Raw genomic sequence first — 14,823 nt, forward strand, 5'->3', positions numbered from 1 at the left:
TGCTTTTTTGATTCTGGCTAAAAGGAAACCGCTATCATACGTTTTCAGGCACTGATTTTCCATAATCGTGGCGATTTCGGGTATGGGATAACTCAGCATATTTAGCTCTCGATGAAATTCTTTTGTGTTCCGATGAGCGCGGACCATATTTTCCATCCGTCCGGGTAACCATAGCCGCACGTCCTGTTTACACGACTCCGCATCTCGGCAGATTTTGTCTATCAGTTGCAGGAAAGAATCATTTTATGCGGCATTTCATTAACCATTGGAATGCTGCTTGTTTTCCGCGGCTTAGAGGCATTGTATGGCGCGATAATGATTTCAGCCAACAGTGCGATCATGGTCAATCCTGCCAATAAAAATCAAGGGTTTATTCAGTAGATCCGCCCTGTTTTCGTTGTGATGAACTTAACAAATGATTACTTTTTGTGTGAGTTCGCAACATCATGACCATGGTTTGCATTGCTGGTTGCTCCCGCATGATTGCCGTTTGACGCGTTGCTGGATTCTTCAGTATTTGTATCGGTATCGGTATCGCTTCCGGACCGGTTGCTTGCAATGCTTGAAGATGAGGTGCCTGCATCCGGTTTTGTCTTTGCGTTCTGATCGGATTTGCTGTTGTCCGATTGAGCATGTGACTGTGCTTCAGATGCTTTTTCGCTTTCATTTGAAGACGTCTGGGAAGCGGCTTTGGAATGTTCGCTGACAGGGGACGAAGATGAATTGTCGCCGTCATTTCCTTGATTCGATAGGGTTTCTTTTTTGAGTTCTACGAATTTCTTCGTAATATCCGTTACTTTCGCATCTTTATACGCGTCAACTGTAATGGAAGGATCAAGCACCTGAAGTTTCTGGATCAGATTGAGCTTGCCGGGTGTAATCCCCAGCTTGCGGGCTTCATCCCGCCGTTCAAGGGCAACATTTTCTTTTTGAATCGTCGCAGTATCGTCCCCCGATTCCACGGCGGAATCGGCACCCTGCTCGGCGGCGTCTTGGAGTGCATCAGCCGTTGTGTGGTTGTCGGTTTCAGAGGTGACGGCGATAACGGTTGACCCATCTTTTGCAACAAAGCCTTTTTGCATGGCCGATTTGACCAATGTGTTGACAGCGTTTTTTACATCTGAGCCCATTACATTTTGTCCATCAAGAATTGTTTTACCGTCGTTGTTATAGGCCGTTATGGAGATAACCTTACCGAAAGTATTCACGCCAAGCTCTACACTGGGGTTAATATCCAGGCTTAAGTAGGATGTGGGAGTCTTATTATAATATGCATATGCACCGATCGAAGTTGCGCACACCAAAACTGCTGCGCAGGCCACCGCGACCACTTGTTTTATCAGACGCGTCTTTATCCTGGCCGAGCCTGAAGCGGATGAGACGGTCAGTAAATGTTCCATCAGGTATTCCTCCGTTTTTCTTTTTGTGTTTTCTTTAGCTCGAATGTGACTTACAGCCGACTTAAAAATAGTTTCCATCTTCAAAACCTCTCAGTCTGTTCTTCAAAATTGCTTTCGCTCTGCGCAAATGAGCATGAACGGTGTTTTCCTTCTTGCCAAGGATTTTTGCGATTTCAGAAATCTGATAATTCTCATAATAATAGAGATAAATTGCGTTCCGATATTTCTGCGGCAGCAGCAATACCTCCCATAACACACCTTCTTCAGTTTTATCTTCTGTAGGAATTTCGAGGTCGTCAATGGAACAGACGTGTTTGCGAAAAAAAATTTTGTGGAAGTCTTTGCATTGATTAATGGTTACTCTGCAAAGCCAGGCCTTTTCATGTGCTGCATTTTCAAATGGCTCTTTATGCTGTAAAAGTTTCAGAAAAACATTCTGAAATATATCTTCGATATCCGCCTCGTTTTTCAGATACATCAAGCAGATTCTGCGGACCATATCGGAATATGTGTTGAGCGCTTTTACTACGATATCGTTGGTGCCGGACGATGTGTTTTCCATTTCGTCTGCTCCCTCCTTTTATAATACGATTATAATGGGAAAAAACTTTCAACAAATTTTAAATAGGAATCCGCAAAAACTCCGACTGATTTTACATCTGCCGGAGTTTTATCATTCAAGAACCATCACCGGCTGAAAACCGACAGTGCCTCAGCGGTATGAAGTCACATCCACGTTTGGCAGTCAAAGGAATCAAGGGCATTCGGACAGCCATGCACCAGGGGGACTTTGTGTGTCTGGAGGACATAGGGCAGGGACTTTCCCAAACGCTCGTTCATCAGATTTTAATCCGGAGATGATATGATACAATCGAAATCGTCGCATTGGTCTGCAAAAGGAAGTGTATGTATGCCGTCCTCTATCAATCGGGACATCAAGCGGGACATGCTGTGCAAAGTCCCGGAAGTTACGCTGTTTTTCTGGATCACCAAGATCCTGACCACCGGCATGGGAGAAGTCTTTTCGGATTATCTTGCCCACACGCTGGCACCGGTGAAAGCGGTTTGCCTGGGCGCACTGGGCCTGTTTGTCGCTTTGGTACTCCAGCTCGCTGTGAAAAAGTATATCGCCTGGGTGTACTGGCTGGCGGTCGTGATGGTCAGCGTGTTCGGCACCATGGCCGCCGACGTGCTGCACGTTGGATTCGGCGTGCCCTACGTGGTTTCTACGGCCGGTTTCCTGACCGCGTTGGCGATTGTTTTTATCCTTTGGTACCGATTTGAAAAGACGCTTTCCGTTCACAGCATCTTCACCCATCGGCGGGAATTTTTCTATTGGGCCGCCGTACTTGTGACGTTTGCGTTGGGCACGGCGGCCGGCGACCTGACCGCCACCACGCTGCATCTTGGCTATTTCATGTCTGGCGTGCTGTTTGCGGCAGTATTCGCTATTCCAGCCATTTGTGTGCGTTTCTTCGGCATGAACCGTATTTTTGCTTTCTGGTTCGCCTATATCTTTACCCGACCGCTCGGCGCGTCATTCGCCGACTGGATGGGTGTCTCCCGTGTGCGCGGAGGGCTGGAATGGGGTACCGGGCCGGTCAGCCTCGTGCTCACGATCCTGATCGTTACGCTGGTCGGTTACCTTTCTATTTCCAAACGGGATGTGGCCGTGGAACAGGCGACAGAATGAGCCTCTGGCGGCTCCGGTTCATTGCGGAAATACGATATGCACCGATGTGCCGTGCCCCGGCACACTCGCCATTTTGATCGTGCCATGATGCGCTTCCACAATGCCATGCACGATGGCAAGCCCCAGTCCGCTTCCCCCTTGTGCACGGGAGCGGGCTTTGTCAACTCGGTAAAAACGGTCGAACACATGCGGCAGGTCTTCCGGAGGAATACCGATGCCGGTGTCTCGTACCGTTAGAGAGACGCCGTCCGGTGATTGACACGCCTCGATGGAGACGCTGCCTTCTTCCGGCGTGTATTTAACGGCGTTGTCCGTCAGCGCGCGCAGCATTTGTTTGACAAGAGCACGATCCGCCGTCAGCATGATCGTACCCGGTATCCGGATATCCACAGAGCGCCCGAAAACAAACCGTGTTTCGTCCGCTACTTCCCGGAGGACAATTCGCAGATTGAAGCACTCCAACCGGAGCTGCATGTTTCCATCGCTGCTGCGCGCCAGAAAAAGCAAGCGTTCCACCAGCGCTTGCATGCCTTCGGTTTCGCTTTTGACGGACTCTACGGCTTCACGCAAAACGGCCGGGTCGTTTTTCCCCCAGCGTCCAATCAGATCCGTGTAGCCCTGGATGACGGCAATCGGTGTGCGCAATTCATGCGAGGCGTCCGAAACAAAGCGTTTCTGCCGTTCAAACGCACGTTGCAGCCGTTCGATCATGTGGTTGAACGTTTGCGCAAGGCGCGAAAGTTCATCGTCCGTTTCCTCAACCGTTACCCGTCTGGTCAAGTCGCTGCCGCTGATGGCCTGTGCCGCCGACGTAACGGCGTCGATAGGCCGCAGCGCACGCCGGCTGATAAACGCGCCCGCCGCCATGGAAAACAGGATACCCGCCGCATCCGCCCCCGCCATCATGAGCGAAAGCAATTTCAGAAAATGGTATTCCGCCCGCATGTTGTAGGTTACCTGCAAATAGCCGATCAACTGCCCATTCTGGATGACGCGTGCGTTTTCCAACAGAATGTGCTGGTCTTTGAGCTCCAGCACCTGTGTTTCACCAAAATGTCCATTCAGCGCCGGCAGGCCGGCAGGCGGCGTGCCTACGGAATGGACCGTTTGCCCCGTTGTGGATATGAACCGGATACCCGTCTCGAGGTAGTTCTCCGGTTCGGCGGTCAAGTCGTTATAGGCCTCATCCCATCCGCTTTTTTCCAAGTGTTCCAGCACGGCCTGTGTTGTGCCCTGCACCTGCACCCGGATCTGTCGAATGAGATAATAGCGCAAGCCGAAGAGAATGCCCGCGTTCAGCGCAATCAGTACGGCAGAAAACAGTACGGCGTAGATAAGCGTCAGCTTCCAGGACAAACGGCGCGGCCACAGTCTTCTAAGAATCGGTATTTTTTTTATCCAGTACATATCCCACTCCTCGAACTGTGTGAAGCAATTTGGGCTCGAACGCGTCGTCCATTTTACCGCGCAGATAGCGGATGTATACATCCACAATGTTTGCTTCGCCCTCATAGGTCTCGCCCCAGACATGATCCAGAATCTGCCCGCGCGTCAGGACGATACTGCGGTTGCGCATCATATATTCAAGCAGATCGAACTCACGTTTGGTAAGCTCGATTTCCGTATCATCGCGGCAGACGGTATGCTTGAACGGATCAAGGGTAAGATTCTGTACAACAAGCAGCGGCGTTTGCCCAGGCGAATCATTGCCGCGAAGAGCCGCGCGCATGCGCGCCAGAAGCTCTTCCATCTGGAATGGTTTTGTGATGTAGTCGTCGGCGCCGCTGTCCAGCCCTTCAACTTTATCGACCGTCTCTCCCTTGGCCGTCAGCATCAGGATCGGCACGGAAGAAAACAGACGTACGTTCCGGCATACTTCCACTCCGTCCATCCCCGGCAGCATACGGTCGAGCAGGATGAGATCGGGTTCCCAGAAACGAACGGAGCGTAACCCCTGCGTTCCGTCGCACTCGCAACGTGATTCATAGCCCGCGTGTTTCAGTTCCAACTCAAGCAGCCGTGCGAGACGTTTGTCATCCTCAACGACCAGCACTTTTGTTTGTCTCAAGCAGAGATCGCCTTCTTTCTATATCAAAATATAAAAACAGGATAATACCGGCAGATGAAAAATGGATGAGAGCCGTTCTTTTCTACAGCATAACGATAATCGGCGTAAAACGCAACTACCGGCTGTTGCACGCGTTTCATGTGATTTTAATCCGCCTCTGTTATGCTGGTCTGGCAAATGAATGGAGGAGGACTTGTTTTTGAATATCTTGCAGACCATCGTTCTGGCTATCATCCAGGGCATCTCGGAGCTGTTCCCGGTCAGCAGCGTTGCACATTCGGTCATCGCACCGTATGTGTTTGGCTGGAAACTGGACCCGACTTTTCTGAAGCAAAACTTTCTGGAGTTTGTCGTGATGATGCACCTTGGCACCACTGCCGCGCTGCTTGTTTATTTTCGGAAGGACTGGGCAGAGATCATACGGTCGATGTTTGTGCGAGGACAATCAAAAAAGACGCTGTTGCTGCTCGCCGCCGGCTCGGTGCCGGCTGCCGTACTGGGGTTGATTTTTGAAAAGAAGATCACCAGCGTGTTCAGCAATGTGACGGTTGCCGCCGCCTTTCTCATCGCCAACGGCGTGCTGCTGTTTCTCGGCGAGCGGCTGCGCCGGAAGGGGACCAAAACGATCGAAGACCTGACATGGAAGCAGGCGGGCGTGATCGGCCTGTTCCAGTCGCTTGCGCTTATTCCGGGGTTTTCACGCTCCGGTTCGAGCATGACGGCAGGATTTTGGGTGGGACTTTCGAATGAGGAATCCGCCAAGTTTTCCATGTTGCTGGCAGCACCGGCCATTCTGGGCGCGGGTTTGTTCGAAGTCCCCAAAATGGTGCGGGTGCATACGCCCGGCCTGTTGCAGTTATCGCTGGTCGGCGGCATCGTTGCGGGAGCTTTCGCGTTTCTCAGTGTGTTTTTGTTGATGAAGTGGTTTCACCGCAAAGAGATCAACACCATGGCACCGTTCTCCGTCTATTGTGCCGTTGTCGGCCTGCTGGTGCTCGGGTCGCGTTTCCTGTTTTGATCGGTTGCCCTTTTCGATCTTGCACGGTTCATGCGCACAAAAACAGCCTGCCCAAAGAAAGAGGGGCGGGCTGTTTTGCGGTTTGCTTCTGCCTGTTTTCATAGGTTGGATTGATATACACAGGGAATCAACTACTACGGAATAGAATAATTCCGATGTTTTTCAGTGCCGGTGACGTTGTGCCACACGGACACTGGAAAAATCTGCTCGGCTGAATTTGTAGACACAGAGCGCCAGAAACACCAGACCGATTGCAATAATGATGAAAAAGCCGAGAACCGGCGTGATGATGAACCCATGCACATTGAAGGCGACACCGAGCTTTACCAGCTTAGCGGTCGCTGTGCCGTCCAGCTTCAGGGTGATGTAACGGAAAATCGATGTGATGTAGGTCAGCGGGTTGAGGTAGATGACCGGTTTGAGGAAGGAGGGCATGACGGTTGTGGGAATATAGGCGCCGGAAAGGAAAGTGAACGGCATAACCACAATGGTAATCACGATTTGGAACGCCGAGGAATTGCGTGCGATGGTCGCCAGAAACAGCCCGATGGAGCCGAACGTGACGCCGGCCACCGCCATGACGCCGATCATGATAAGAAAATGCGCGGCGTCCAGATGCAGACCCATAAAAAGCCCCAGCACCGAGACCAGCAGCCCCTGCAATATGGCGATAACTGAGGAGGAAAGAATCTGCCCAATGGCAATCTCGACCCGGGAGATAGGCGCAACCATGATTTCTTTCATAAAGCCGCTTGCGATATCCGACAGAATGTCGTTGGAATTGTTCAGGCTTGCCTGAAACACGGTCATGATGATGACGCCGGAAATCAGATAATTCATCGGTTGTGTCAGCCCGTTTACGGCGGACTTCATCACGAATGAAAACACGAACAGAAAAAACAGGGACATCAGCAGCGTGCCGAACAGCCGCGCTTTATCCCGTGAGAAATTCAACAGGTTCCTGCTCAAAATTGCACCGATTGCACTCATACCCGGATCTCCTTCCCTGTGACCTTCAAAAAGACGTCGTTGAGCGTCCCTTTGGTCATTTCAAAATCCGTGACCTGTTCCCGGTTGTGTTCCAGCAGTTCCAGCGCCGCGCGGCTGTCCGGTACGGTCACCGTCCATTTTCCTTTTGCCGGTTCACAGGGGAACCCTTTCGCCTTGCATTCCGTCTCCAGGGCGGCAAGCCGCGTCCCATAAACGATCAGCATCGAATGGGTATACTGCTTTTTCAGGTTCTCCGGCGTATCGAATGCGATGATTTTGCCATGGTCCATGATGGCGACGTGCGCGCAGATTTCCGCCTCGTCCATATAGTGGGTGGTGAGGAATATGGTGATGTTCTTCTGTTTCTGCAGTTTTTGGATGTATTCCCAGACGTTTGCGCGTGTCTGCGGATCCAGACCCGCGGTGGGTTCGTCCAGAAACAGGACCTTTGGATAATGGATGAGCGCGCGCGCGATCTCCACGCGCCGTTTCATACCGCCGGACAGGCCGCCTACCGGCGTTTTTCGCCATTCCTGCAGGTCCACCAGGTCCAGCACGAAATCCACGCGCTCGGCTACTTCCTGCTTGGGTACCTGATAGAACCGGCAATGGAAGCGCAGGTTTTCCTCCACGGTCAGTTTGGCATCCAGTGTGGATTCCTGAAAAACAATGCCGATGTCTTTGCGTACCGCGCTTTGTTCCGCGGAAACGTCATGCCCGCCTATCCGCATGTCTCCTGCCGTTTTATCCAGAATGGTGCATAATGTGTTGATGGTGGTACTCTTGCCCGCGCCGTTTGGACCGAGGAACGCAAAGATCTCGCCTTCCTCGACACAGAACGAAATGTCATCCACCGCTTTGAAATCGCCATACGATTTGCTGAAATGGCTGACCCGGATGATTGGCTCCATGTGGATTCCCCCTTTTGTAAGTTCAGTGTCAGTATACAGGGGGTTTCTAAAAACGGAGGAAAACAATCGTAAACAGTTTATAAACGGCGGATAAAAGAAGCGGAAACCCCTATGTTTATAAAACGTTTATCTTTTTGTTAACGGTACTTGAATGTCCGGCCGTATCCTTATAGAATAAGAAAATAAAAGCCTGTGAGATTGGAGACGGCGATGGATTGGATGCGGCAATGGCGGAAACTGTGCGCGCAGCGGAAGCGTCACCTTCGGCAGGAAAGGGAAGAACGCCGGGAGGCACTGAAAACTCACCGGGAAATGACGCTGCGGCGAGAGCGCCTGCATCGGCAGCAGCAGGATCTGTCCATGCGGCTTCGCCTGCTGCGGAAAACCGAAAACGGCAACTTGTCTCCGGAGCAAAAAGAGCTGCTGGACCAGCTCGCCTCCGTCCGTTCCGAACTGCACGATATTCATATCCGACGGCACCTGCACGCCTACGGCGACGAAGACGCCATGTTCGACCGGTACTACCGTCATATCCGGCTGTCAAGGCCGTTTGTGCTTGCAATCAATGCGGCGCTCTGGATCTTACTGTTTTGGTTCGGGGGCGCTTCCGTTGGCCTGAAAATTCTGATTTCTTTTTTGGCAATTCTCGCCACCGTCGGTACGCTGTACGAGATACTTTTTCTCATGCGCATCAAAGACCGCATTCTGCTTCCGGTCGACCGCCTGCGCAAGGGCGTCCGCTCTATCACGGCGGGGCAGTATGACGTTTCGGTCGAAAACGAGAGCGCCAGTGAGGTAAGCAGCCTCATCACGGCCTTCAACCAGATGGCGCAGAAATTGCAGGAGAACGAACGGCTCAAGATCGAATACGAGAATAACCGCAAGGCACTCATCAGCAATATCTCGCATGACCTCAAAACGCCGATGACCTCCATCCAGGGGTATCTGGAGGCGATCACAGCCGATGCGGGAATGCCCGCCGACAGGCAGGCCCGTTATTTGAAGATCATCCAGAGCAACAGCGCATATATGAACCGTTTGATCGATGATCTGTTCCTGTTTTCCACGCTGGACCTGCAAAAGCTGGAATTCCATTTTGCCCCGGTCTCCATTCGGCCGTTTCTCCGCGATATGATGGAGGAATTCCGGTTGGACCTGGAAGAGCGAGGTGCCTTGTTTCGGTATGAAGACGCGCTGGACAGGGAGTACACTGTCGATCTGGACCCGAAACGGTTCCACCAGATCCTGCGGAACCTTATCGGAAATGCTGTGAAATATGGGCCGAAACAGGGGCTTGCGGTGCGTGTCAAAGCGTATGTGATCGAAGAGAATCTCCGTCTCGCGGTAAAGGACAACGGCCAGGGCATACCGGCCAAAGACCTGCCCCACCTGTTTGAACGTTTTTACCGGGCCGATCCCGAGCGCACCAAGGATTTTTCCAGTACCGGGCTCGGCCTTGCCATTGCGCAGGAGCTGGCGCAGGCGCACGGCGGAAAAATTACCGTCGCCAGCGAAATCAATGCGGGAAGCTGCTTTACCGTTTCCATCCCCTGCCGGGCACAGGCGTGACTTCGAAAGGACAGACCGGATGAAAAAGATTTTGATTGTTGAGGACGATGAAAACATAGCGGAACTCGAGCGCGATTATCTGAAGCTGAACGGATATCGAGCCGATATCGAACCCGACGGGCAGAAAGCCTGCCAGAAAGCGCTGGGCGGTGGCTATGCCGCCCTGATCATCGACCTGATGCTGCCGGGGAAAAACGGCTTCGACATCATCCGCGACGTGCGAAGCACACAGGAGGTGCCGATCATCGTAGTCTCAGCCAAGGCCGAAGATATCGACAAGATTCGCGGCCTGGATGTCGGCGCCGACGATTACCTGACGAAACCGTTCAGCCCTGCGGAATTGATTGCCCGTGTCCAGTCACATATCCGCCGTTATGAGCGCCTGAAAGGAAACAAAACACAGGAAGAAATTCTGTCTTTTCGCGGGTTGGAAATCCACCACGCCGCGCGCAGGGTCACTGTGAGCGGCCGGGAAGTGCAACTGACAGCGAAAGAATATGACCTGTTGTATTTTCTTGCGTCCAATCCCAACATCGTGTTTACCAAAGAGCACCTGTTTGATACCATCTGGGGTGTGGACGATTACGGTGATCTGGCGACGGTCCCGGTGCACATCCAGCGGATCCGGAAAAAGATCGAGAAAGACCCGTCCAACCCGGACTATATTGAAACGCTCTGGGGCACCGGCTATCGGTTCCACGGGTAAGCCGGCTGTCGGCCTGTGTACCGCCTGGCTGGCGGGGGCCTAGCCGTGCAGTGAAGAATGGGGGAGTGTCCCCCTTCCGCACGATTCTTGACTTTTCTATTTATCCGTTGTAGATTCCTTTATATTTTAATGGTATAATACTAGAAGATAACAAACGTAAATGAAAATCATGGCAATAGGGGCATATCAGATTGGAAATACGAAAACATAAGCGGCGGGATCAAGATAGAAACAGAAATGCCGAACCGAACGTCGTGCGCTATTTCTCTGATTACAAAATAGGGTTGACGGCGGAACAGGTGGCGGAACGAATGCATTCCCGCCTCCATAACAGCGCGCCCAAAACCCTGACACGATCGGTTTCTCAAATCATTCTGGGAAATATTTTCACTCTTTTTAATATTCTGAATATCGTGTTGGCTGTCTTCATCGTGGCGGTGGGGCACTGGGCCAATACCATTTTTCTGCTGGTGGTCGTCTGCAACACGGTCATTGGAATTGTTCAGGAACTGCGCGCCAAACGGACCATCGACAACCTGTCCATCATCGCCCGCACCAGAGTAACGGTGATACGGGACGGAAACGCCGTTGAGGTCGATCAAGAGGAATTGGTTCTGGACGATATCCTGCGGCTCAAAGCCGGCGATCAGGTCTGTGTGGACGGCGAAATCGTTTATTCGGAAGGATTGGAAGCGGACGAATCGCTGCTGACCGGGGAGTCCGACACCATCCAGAAGGCTGCCGGGTCGAAGGTTATGTCCGGTAGTTTTATCACAGCGGGAAACGGCTGTATGCGCGTCCTCGCAGTTGGCAGCAACGGCTATGCAGCCAAACTTGCGCTGGAGGCCAAACAGGAAAAGAAACAGAAATCCGAGCTGATCAATACCCTCAATAATATCATTCGCATCCTCACCGTCGTCATCATTCCGGTCGGCGGCATCCTGTTCTATGCTCAATTTGAAAAACACGTCGGGTTGAGCGCGGCTGTGCTGGGTACTTCCGCAGCCATGCTGGGCATGATTCCGGAGGGCCTGATCTTTTTGACCAGTATCACGCTTGCGGTGGGCGCGATGAATTTGGCGCGGCGGAAAACACTGGTGCAATCTCTGCCCTGCATCGAAACACTGGCGAGGGCCGATGTTCTTTGCCTGGACAAAACCGGTACGATCACCGATGGCAGTTTGAAAGTGGTCGATCTGCTTCCGGTCAACGGTTATCCGGGGGAGCAAGCTCCCCAGGCGATTGCGGAGCTGATGAATGCTTTGCGGGATGAGAACCCTACCGCCGAAGCACTGCGCACCGCATTTCCTGAAAAACCGACTTGGCCGTGCACGCATGCCGTCCATTTTTCTTCGCGCCGGAAATGGAGCGGCGCTTCGTTTGGGGAAAAGGGCAGCTATCTTCTTGGAGCGCCCGAGTTTCTTTCTCCGCATCTGGACCCTTCGCTTGCGAAGCGGATCGCCTTCCATACGAAACAGGGGTTTCGCGTGATTTGCCTCGCATATGCCAAAACGCCGATGGAAACGGACACGGTTCCCGCCGACACACGCCTTTGCGCGCTTATCATCCTGTCGGATACCATTCGAAAAGATGCATCCCAAACGTTTCGTTATTTTGCGGAACAGGGTGTCACAATCAAAGTGATATCCGGCGATAACGCTGCGACGGTTTCAAACATTGCTGCTCGGGCCGGCTTGAAGCACGCGGAACGCTATATCGATATGAGTCGGATCGCGGATGAAACGGACTTGTGCGGGATCGTGGAAGAGAACACCGTTTTCGGCCGTGTTTCGCCCTATCAGAAACGGAAGCTGATCCAGGCCCTCCAAAAAAACGGGCACACCGCCTGTATGACCGGTGACGGCGTAAACGACGTGCTGGCACTGAAAGAAGCGGATTGCGGCGTCGCCATGTCCGGCGGCGCGGATGCCGCGCGGAGCGCCGCCGATTTTGTTCTGCTCCAGTCCAATTTTTCCGCGATGGTCGAAGTGTTGAAAGAGGGGCGCCGTGTCATCAACAATATTGAGCAGGTGGCCTCCCTGTATTTAGTCAAAACCATCTACTCCACCATCCTGTCGATATTGTTTACCTTTTTGCCCTTTGTTTTTCCGTTTGCTCCGCTTCAGTTGACCCCGGTCAATCTGCTGGCCGTCGGCATCCCTTCGCTCGTTCTGGCGTTGCTTCCCAACTACAAACGGCCGCATGGAAAATTTGCCGCCAACATTCTGGAAAATTCCTTTCCCGCGGCCATCATTGTCGTGTGCAATATTTTAATCTCTGAGGGTTTAATTCCCCGCCGCTTGCGGCGTTAAATAAAAGGGTATAAAATTGGTATAACAAAAAACGAGAAGAGGGAAGAGATGAGTGAGTATATTCATAAATCTCACAATGTCTCAGTGCTGATGTACCATTTTGTATGCCCCGCTAAATATCGCAGAGCGATATTTAGCGAAGAAGTTACCAAAACACTCGTAGAAGTGTGCGGAGGAATAAGCGAACGATTTGAGATGTACTTTGTTGAAATAGGTACAGATAAAAATCATGTGCATTTTCTAATACAATCAGTACCCAAGTACAGCCCGACGAAAATAATCACAACAGTGAAAAGTATAACAGCACGAGAAATATTTTCTAAACATCCGGAAGTAAAAAAACAATTATGGGGTGGAGAATTATGGACGGATGGATATTTTGTGAATACGGTAAGCAAATTTGGCAGTGAAGAAGTAATAAAAAGATACTTGCAGAATCAGGGTAAGACAGAGGAGTATAAACAACTTTACAAAGTTGAAACAATAGAACAACTCACGTTGTTTTAGCAAGGGTAGGGTTAGCATTGGATACCCCGCCGCTTGCGGCGGGGTGATTCATTTATCCAGTTGGCCGGCATTTGGTTCGGGCTGCGCCATGCTGAGATCTCAACCATGAACGTATTTTTGATCGGAGTGGTGGGATTTGTACTGCTGTTCGAGATCGTGAAGCCGCTGACCTATAAAAAGGTTTTGATGCTGATCGGGCTGGCCGTTGCGTTTCTGGCGTTTTTCCTGATGCTTGGGCAGTATTTTATGCTGAGTTCTCTTTTGACCCGCAATGTTTTCTTTTATCTGCCGCTGGCACTGGCAAGCCGGCCGGTGTTCCGTATTTTGAAAACCGGCGTATTAAACGCGCAGAGGCTTTATCAAAGAATCGCCGTCAAATTTTTAAGCAGGGCGCATTCCCATTGACCGCCGTGTCGATCAGATCGGTCGATCATACCCATGATCCGTTAGGAGGGCAACCTGTGCCGTCAAATGTGCGTATTCTTATGCATACCGTCAGTTATATTGCCTTTTGCATTGCGCTGTTTGCCGCGTCGCTCCTGAACCCGCAGGCGCGTTTTCTTCTCCTCCTGCTTTCCTTTGGGTTTTTGAGCAATTACACCATCCACACCTTTTTGCTGTATGAAAAGTATACGGCTTGTTGGCTTTCTTCGTTGGTCGATTTGATTTTTATTTGTATGATCATGGGATTGGATCATTCGGGTGCGAGTTTGTTGTTGGGCCCATTTCTGATTGGAGATGCCATCCTGGATCTGCGTTCCAAGGCTGCCGCTCTGGTAATCTGTGCGGATTTTGGTCTTTGTGTCGTGATGCTGTTCCGTCTCCAGCATGGCCGGATGGCGTTGTTTCTGCCCGGCCTGCTGCTTTGTATCGCGGCTTTTTTGCTTTTTTCCGTGATCTTTATGCTCATCAAACGTCTCCGAACACAAAACACACGGCTGGAACATGCCTTACGGGAAAGCATGGTGGAAAAAGTACAGGCGCAGGCACGCAGGCGCGAACTGGAGGCGGTCTATGAACAGGCTGTCCAGGCTTCGGCGGTCAATGAACGTAACCGCATCGCCCGTGAGATACACGATACGGTGGGGCACACGCTCACCACGGTACTGGTGGAACTGGAAGCGTCCCGCCGGCTGACCGGGCGGGATCCCGCCCGCGCGGTGGAAAAACTGAAGCTGGCGCAAGAACAGGTGCGCGAGGGGCTGCAGGCTATCCGTTCCTCTGTGCGCGTGCTGGAGGACGACAAGCGGCTGCTTGATCCGTTTGACGCGATGGAAACCTTGCTGCGGGACTGCGCCGCCCATACCGGTATCGCTGTCGCCTGCCACATCGACCGCAGTGTTGCTCTTTCCCCGCAGGCAGGGGATATTCTCTATACCTGCTTGCGGGAAGGGCTGACCAACAGCCTGCGTCATGGGCACTGCACGGCGGTGGACTGCGCGCTTGCACGGAAAGACGGCAGCATCCATTTTTCCCTGCGGGACAACGGCACAGGAGCCACTGTCGTAGCGCCCGGCTTCGGTTTGCGCGCCATGCGGTCCCGGCTGGAACAGGCAAACGGCTCGTTGCACATCCAGACCGAGAAGGGAAGAGGATTTTCCATCCGGATCCGGTTGCCGGCCTGATTGGTCTATTTATGCTGTCCACAT

The 14,823-nt window shown here is 52.1% G+C and carries 15 protein-coding genes; 8 read left to right on the forward strand and 7 right to left on the reverse strand.

The features are described 5' to 3' along the window. Positions 1-419: 419 nt before the first annotated feature. Complete coding sequence (locus tag ETHHA_RS14490) at positions 420-1,478, reverse strand: anti-sigma-I factor RsgI family protein (RefSeq protein ID WP_137143858.1); 1,059 nt, start codon at positions 1,476-1,478, stop codon at positions 420-422. Next, positions 1,462-1,962: an RNA polymerase sigma factor gene (locus ETHHA_RS05695; protein ID WP_013485033.1), complete on the reverse strand. Its 501-nt coding sequence runs from the start codon at positions 1,960-1,962 to the stop codon at positions 1,462-1,464. Before ETHHA_RS05695 ends, ETHHA_RS14490 begins: the two co-directional genes overlap by 17 nt. Positions 1,963-2,310: 348 nt before the next feature. Here ETHHA_RS05695 and ETHHA_RS05700 point away from each other — a divergent pair, with 348 nt between their 5' ends. Then, positions 2,311-3,093 (forward strand): COG4705 family protein, encoded by a 783-nt coding sequence (locus tag ETHHA_RS05700; protein WP_013485034.1) that lies wholly within the window; start codon positions 2,311-2,313, stop codon positions 3,091-3,093. 18 nt (positions 3,094-3,111) lie between these two features. Here ETHHA_RS05700 and ETHHA_RS05705 read toward each other — a convergent pair whose 3' ends face one another. After that, the gene (locus tag ETHHA_RS05705; protein ID WP_013485035.1) at positions 3,112-4,500 is read right to left on the reverse strand and encodes a sensor histidine kinase; all 1,389 of its coding nucleotides are present in this window, start codon (positions 4,498-4,500) and stop codon (positions 3,112-3,114) included. After that, on the reverse strand, positions 4,469-5,161 hold the full coding sequence (locus ETHHA_RS05710) for a response regulator transcription factor (RefSeq protein ID WP_013485036.1): 693 nt from the start codon (positions 5,159-5,161) through the stop codon (positions 4,469-4,471). Before ETHHA_RS05710 ends, ETHHA_RS05705 begins: the two co-directional genes overlap by 32 nt. A gap of 199 nt (positions 5,162-5,360) precedes the next feature. Between ETHHA_RS05710 and ETHHA_RS05715 the strand changes: the two genes are divergently transcribed. Next, positions 5,361-6,179 carry an undecaprenyl-diphosphate phosphatase gene (locus ETHHA_RS05715; protein WP_013485037.1) on the forward strand — a complete coding sequence of 273 codons (819 nt, stop codon included), beginning with the start codon at positions 5,361-5,363 and terminating at the stop codon, positions 6,177-6,179. Positions 6,180-6,341: 162 nt separating this feature from the next. Here ETHHA_RS05715 and ETHHA_RS05720 read toward each other — a convergent pair whose 3' ends face one another. Both ETHHA_RS05720 and ETHHA_RS05725 read right to left on the reverse strand, forming a co-directional pair. Next, positions 6,342-7,169, reverse strand: coding sequence for an ABC transporter permease (locus ETHHA_RS05720; protein ID WP_013485038.1), 828 nt, complete (start codon positions 7,167-7,169; stop codon positions 6,342-6,344). Next, complete coding sequence (locus ETHHA_RS05725; protein WP_013485039.1) at positions 7,166-8,080, reverse strand: daunorubicin resistance protein DrrA family ABC transporter ATP-binding protein; 915 nt, start codon at positions 8,078-8,080, stop codon at positions 7,166-7,168. Before ETHHA_RS05725 ends, ETHHA_RS05720 begins: the two co-directional genes overlap by 4 nt. Before the next feature lie 210 nt (positions 8,081-8,290). Between ETHHA_RS05725 and ETHHA_RS05730 the strand changes: the two genes are divergently transcribed. The 5 genes from ETHHA_RS05730 (at position 8,291) to ETHHA_RS05750 (ending at position 13,579) form a co-directional block, all read left to right on the forward strand. Continuing rightward, positions 8,291-9,649 (forward strand): sensor histidine kinase, encoded by a 1,359-nt coding sequence (locus tag ETHHA_RS05730; protein ID WP_013485040.1) that lies wholly within the window; start codon positions 8,291-8,293, stop codon positions 9,647-9,649. A 19-nt stretch (positions 9,650-9,668) separates the two neighbouring features. Continuing rightward, positions 9,669-10,355 carry a response regulator transcription factor gene (locus ETHHA_RS05735; protein WP_013485041.1) on the forward strand — a complete coding sequence of 229 codons (687 nt, stop codon included), beginning with the start codon at positions 9,669-9,671 and terminating at the stop codon, positions 10,353-10,355. Between the two features lie 311 nt (positions 10,356-10,666). Next, positions 10,667-12,667 (forward strand): HAD-IC family P-type ATPase, encoded by a 2,001-nt coding sequence (locus ETHHA_RS05740; protein WP_106919206.1) that lies wholly within the window; start codon positions 10,667-10,669, stop codon positions 12,665-12,667. Between the two features lie 48 nt (positions 12,668-12,715). Next, entirely contained in the window at positions 12,716-13,174 is a 459-nt protein-coding gene (tnpA, locus tag ETHHA_RS05745; protein ID WP_013485043.1) for an IS200/IS605-like element ISEha1 family transposase, read from the forward strand. Positions 13,175-13,279: 105 nt separating this feature from the next. Beyond that, entirely contained in the window at positions 13,280-13,579 is a 300-nt protein-coding gene (locus ETHHA_RS05750; protein WP_013485044.1) for a hypothetical protein, read from the forward strand. 62 nt (positions 13,580-13,641) lie between these two features. On the opposite strand, the gene ETHHA_RS15830 is transcribed toward ETHHA_RS05750, so the two are convergent. Continuing rightward, positions 13,642-14,103 carry a hypothetical protein gene (locus ETHHA_RS15830; protein ID WP_175405612.1) on the reverse strand — a complete coding sequence of 154 codons (462 nt, stop codon included), beginning with the start codon at positions 14,101-14,103 and terminating at the stop codon, positions 13,642-13,644. A gap of 33 nt (positions 14,104-14,136) precedes the next feature. Between ETHHA_RS15830 and ETHHA_RS15835 the strand changes: the two genes are divergently transcribed. Continuing rightward, positions 14,137-14,799, forward strand: a complete 663-nt coding sequence (locus tag ETHHA_RS15835) for a sensor histidine kinase (protein ID WP_159033361.1) — start codon at positions 14,137-14,139, stop codon at positions 14,797-14,799. Positions 14,800-14,823 lie beyond the last annotated feature (24 nt).

This window comes from Ethanoligenens harbinense YUAN-3 (assembly GCF_000178115.2).
Lineage (GTDB): Bacteria > Bacillota > Clostridia > Oscillospirales > Ethanoligenentaceae > Ethanoligenens > Ethanoligenens harbinense.

Excerpts from the sequence above, each read along its gene's own strand:
- ETHHA_RS14490 (WP_137143858.1), bottom strand. The coding sequence starts at position 1,478 with ATGGAAACTATTTTTAAGTCGGCTGTAAGTCACATTCGAGCTAAAGAA.
- ETHHA_RS05695 (WP_013485033.1), bottom strand. The coding sequence starts at position 1,962 with ATGGAAAACACATCGTCCGGCACCAACGATATCGTAGTAAAAGCGCTC.
- ETHHA_RS05700 (WP_013485034.1), top strand. The coding sequence starts at position 2,311 with ATGCCGTCCTCTATCAATCGGGACATCAAGCGGGACATGCTGTGCAAA.
- ETHHA_RS05705 (WP_013485035.1), bottom strand. The coding sequence starts at position 4,500 with ATGTACTGGATAAAAAAAATACCGATTCTTAGAAGACTGTGGCCGCGC.
- ETHHA_RS05720 (WP_013485038.1), bottom strand. The coding sequence starts at position 7,169 with ATGAGTGCAATCGGTGCAATTTTGAGCAGGAACCTGTTGAATTTCTCA.
- ETHHA_RS05725 (WP_013485039.1), bottom strand. The coding sequence starts at position 8,080 with ATGGAGCCAATCATCCGGGTCAGCCATTTCAGCAAATCGTATGGCGAT.
- ETHHA_RS05730 (WP_013485040.1), top strand. The coding sequence starts at position 8,291 with ATGGATTGGATGCGGCAATGGCGGAAACTGTGCGCGCAGCGGAAGCGT.
- ETHHA_RS05735 (WP_013485041.1), top strand. The coding sequence starts at position 9,669 with ATGAAAAAGATTTTGATTGTTGAGGACGATGAAAACATAGCGGAACTC.
- ETHHA_RS05740 (WP_106919206.1), top strand. The coding sequence starts at position 10,667 with ATGCATTCCCGCCTCCATAACAGCGCGCCCAAAACCCTGACACGATCG.
- tnpA (WP_013485043.1), top strand. The coding sequence starts at position 12,716 with ATGAGTGAGTATATTCATAAATCTCACAATGTCTCAGTGCTGATGTAC.
- ETHHA_RS05750 (WP_013485044.1), top strand. The coding sequence starts at position 13,280 with ATGAACGTATTTTTGATCGGAGTGGTGGGATTTGTACTGCTGTTCGAG.
- ETHHA_RS15835 (WP_159033361.1), top strand. The coding sequence starts at position 14,137 with ATGGTGGAAAAAGTACAGGCGCAGGCACGCAGGCGCGAACTGGAGGCG.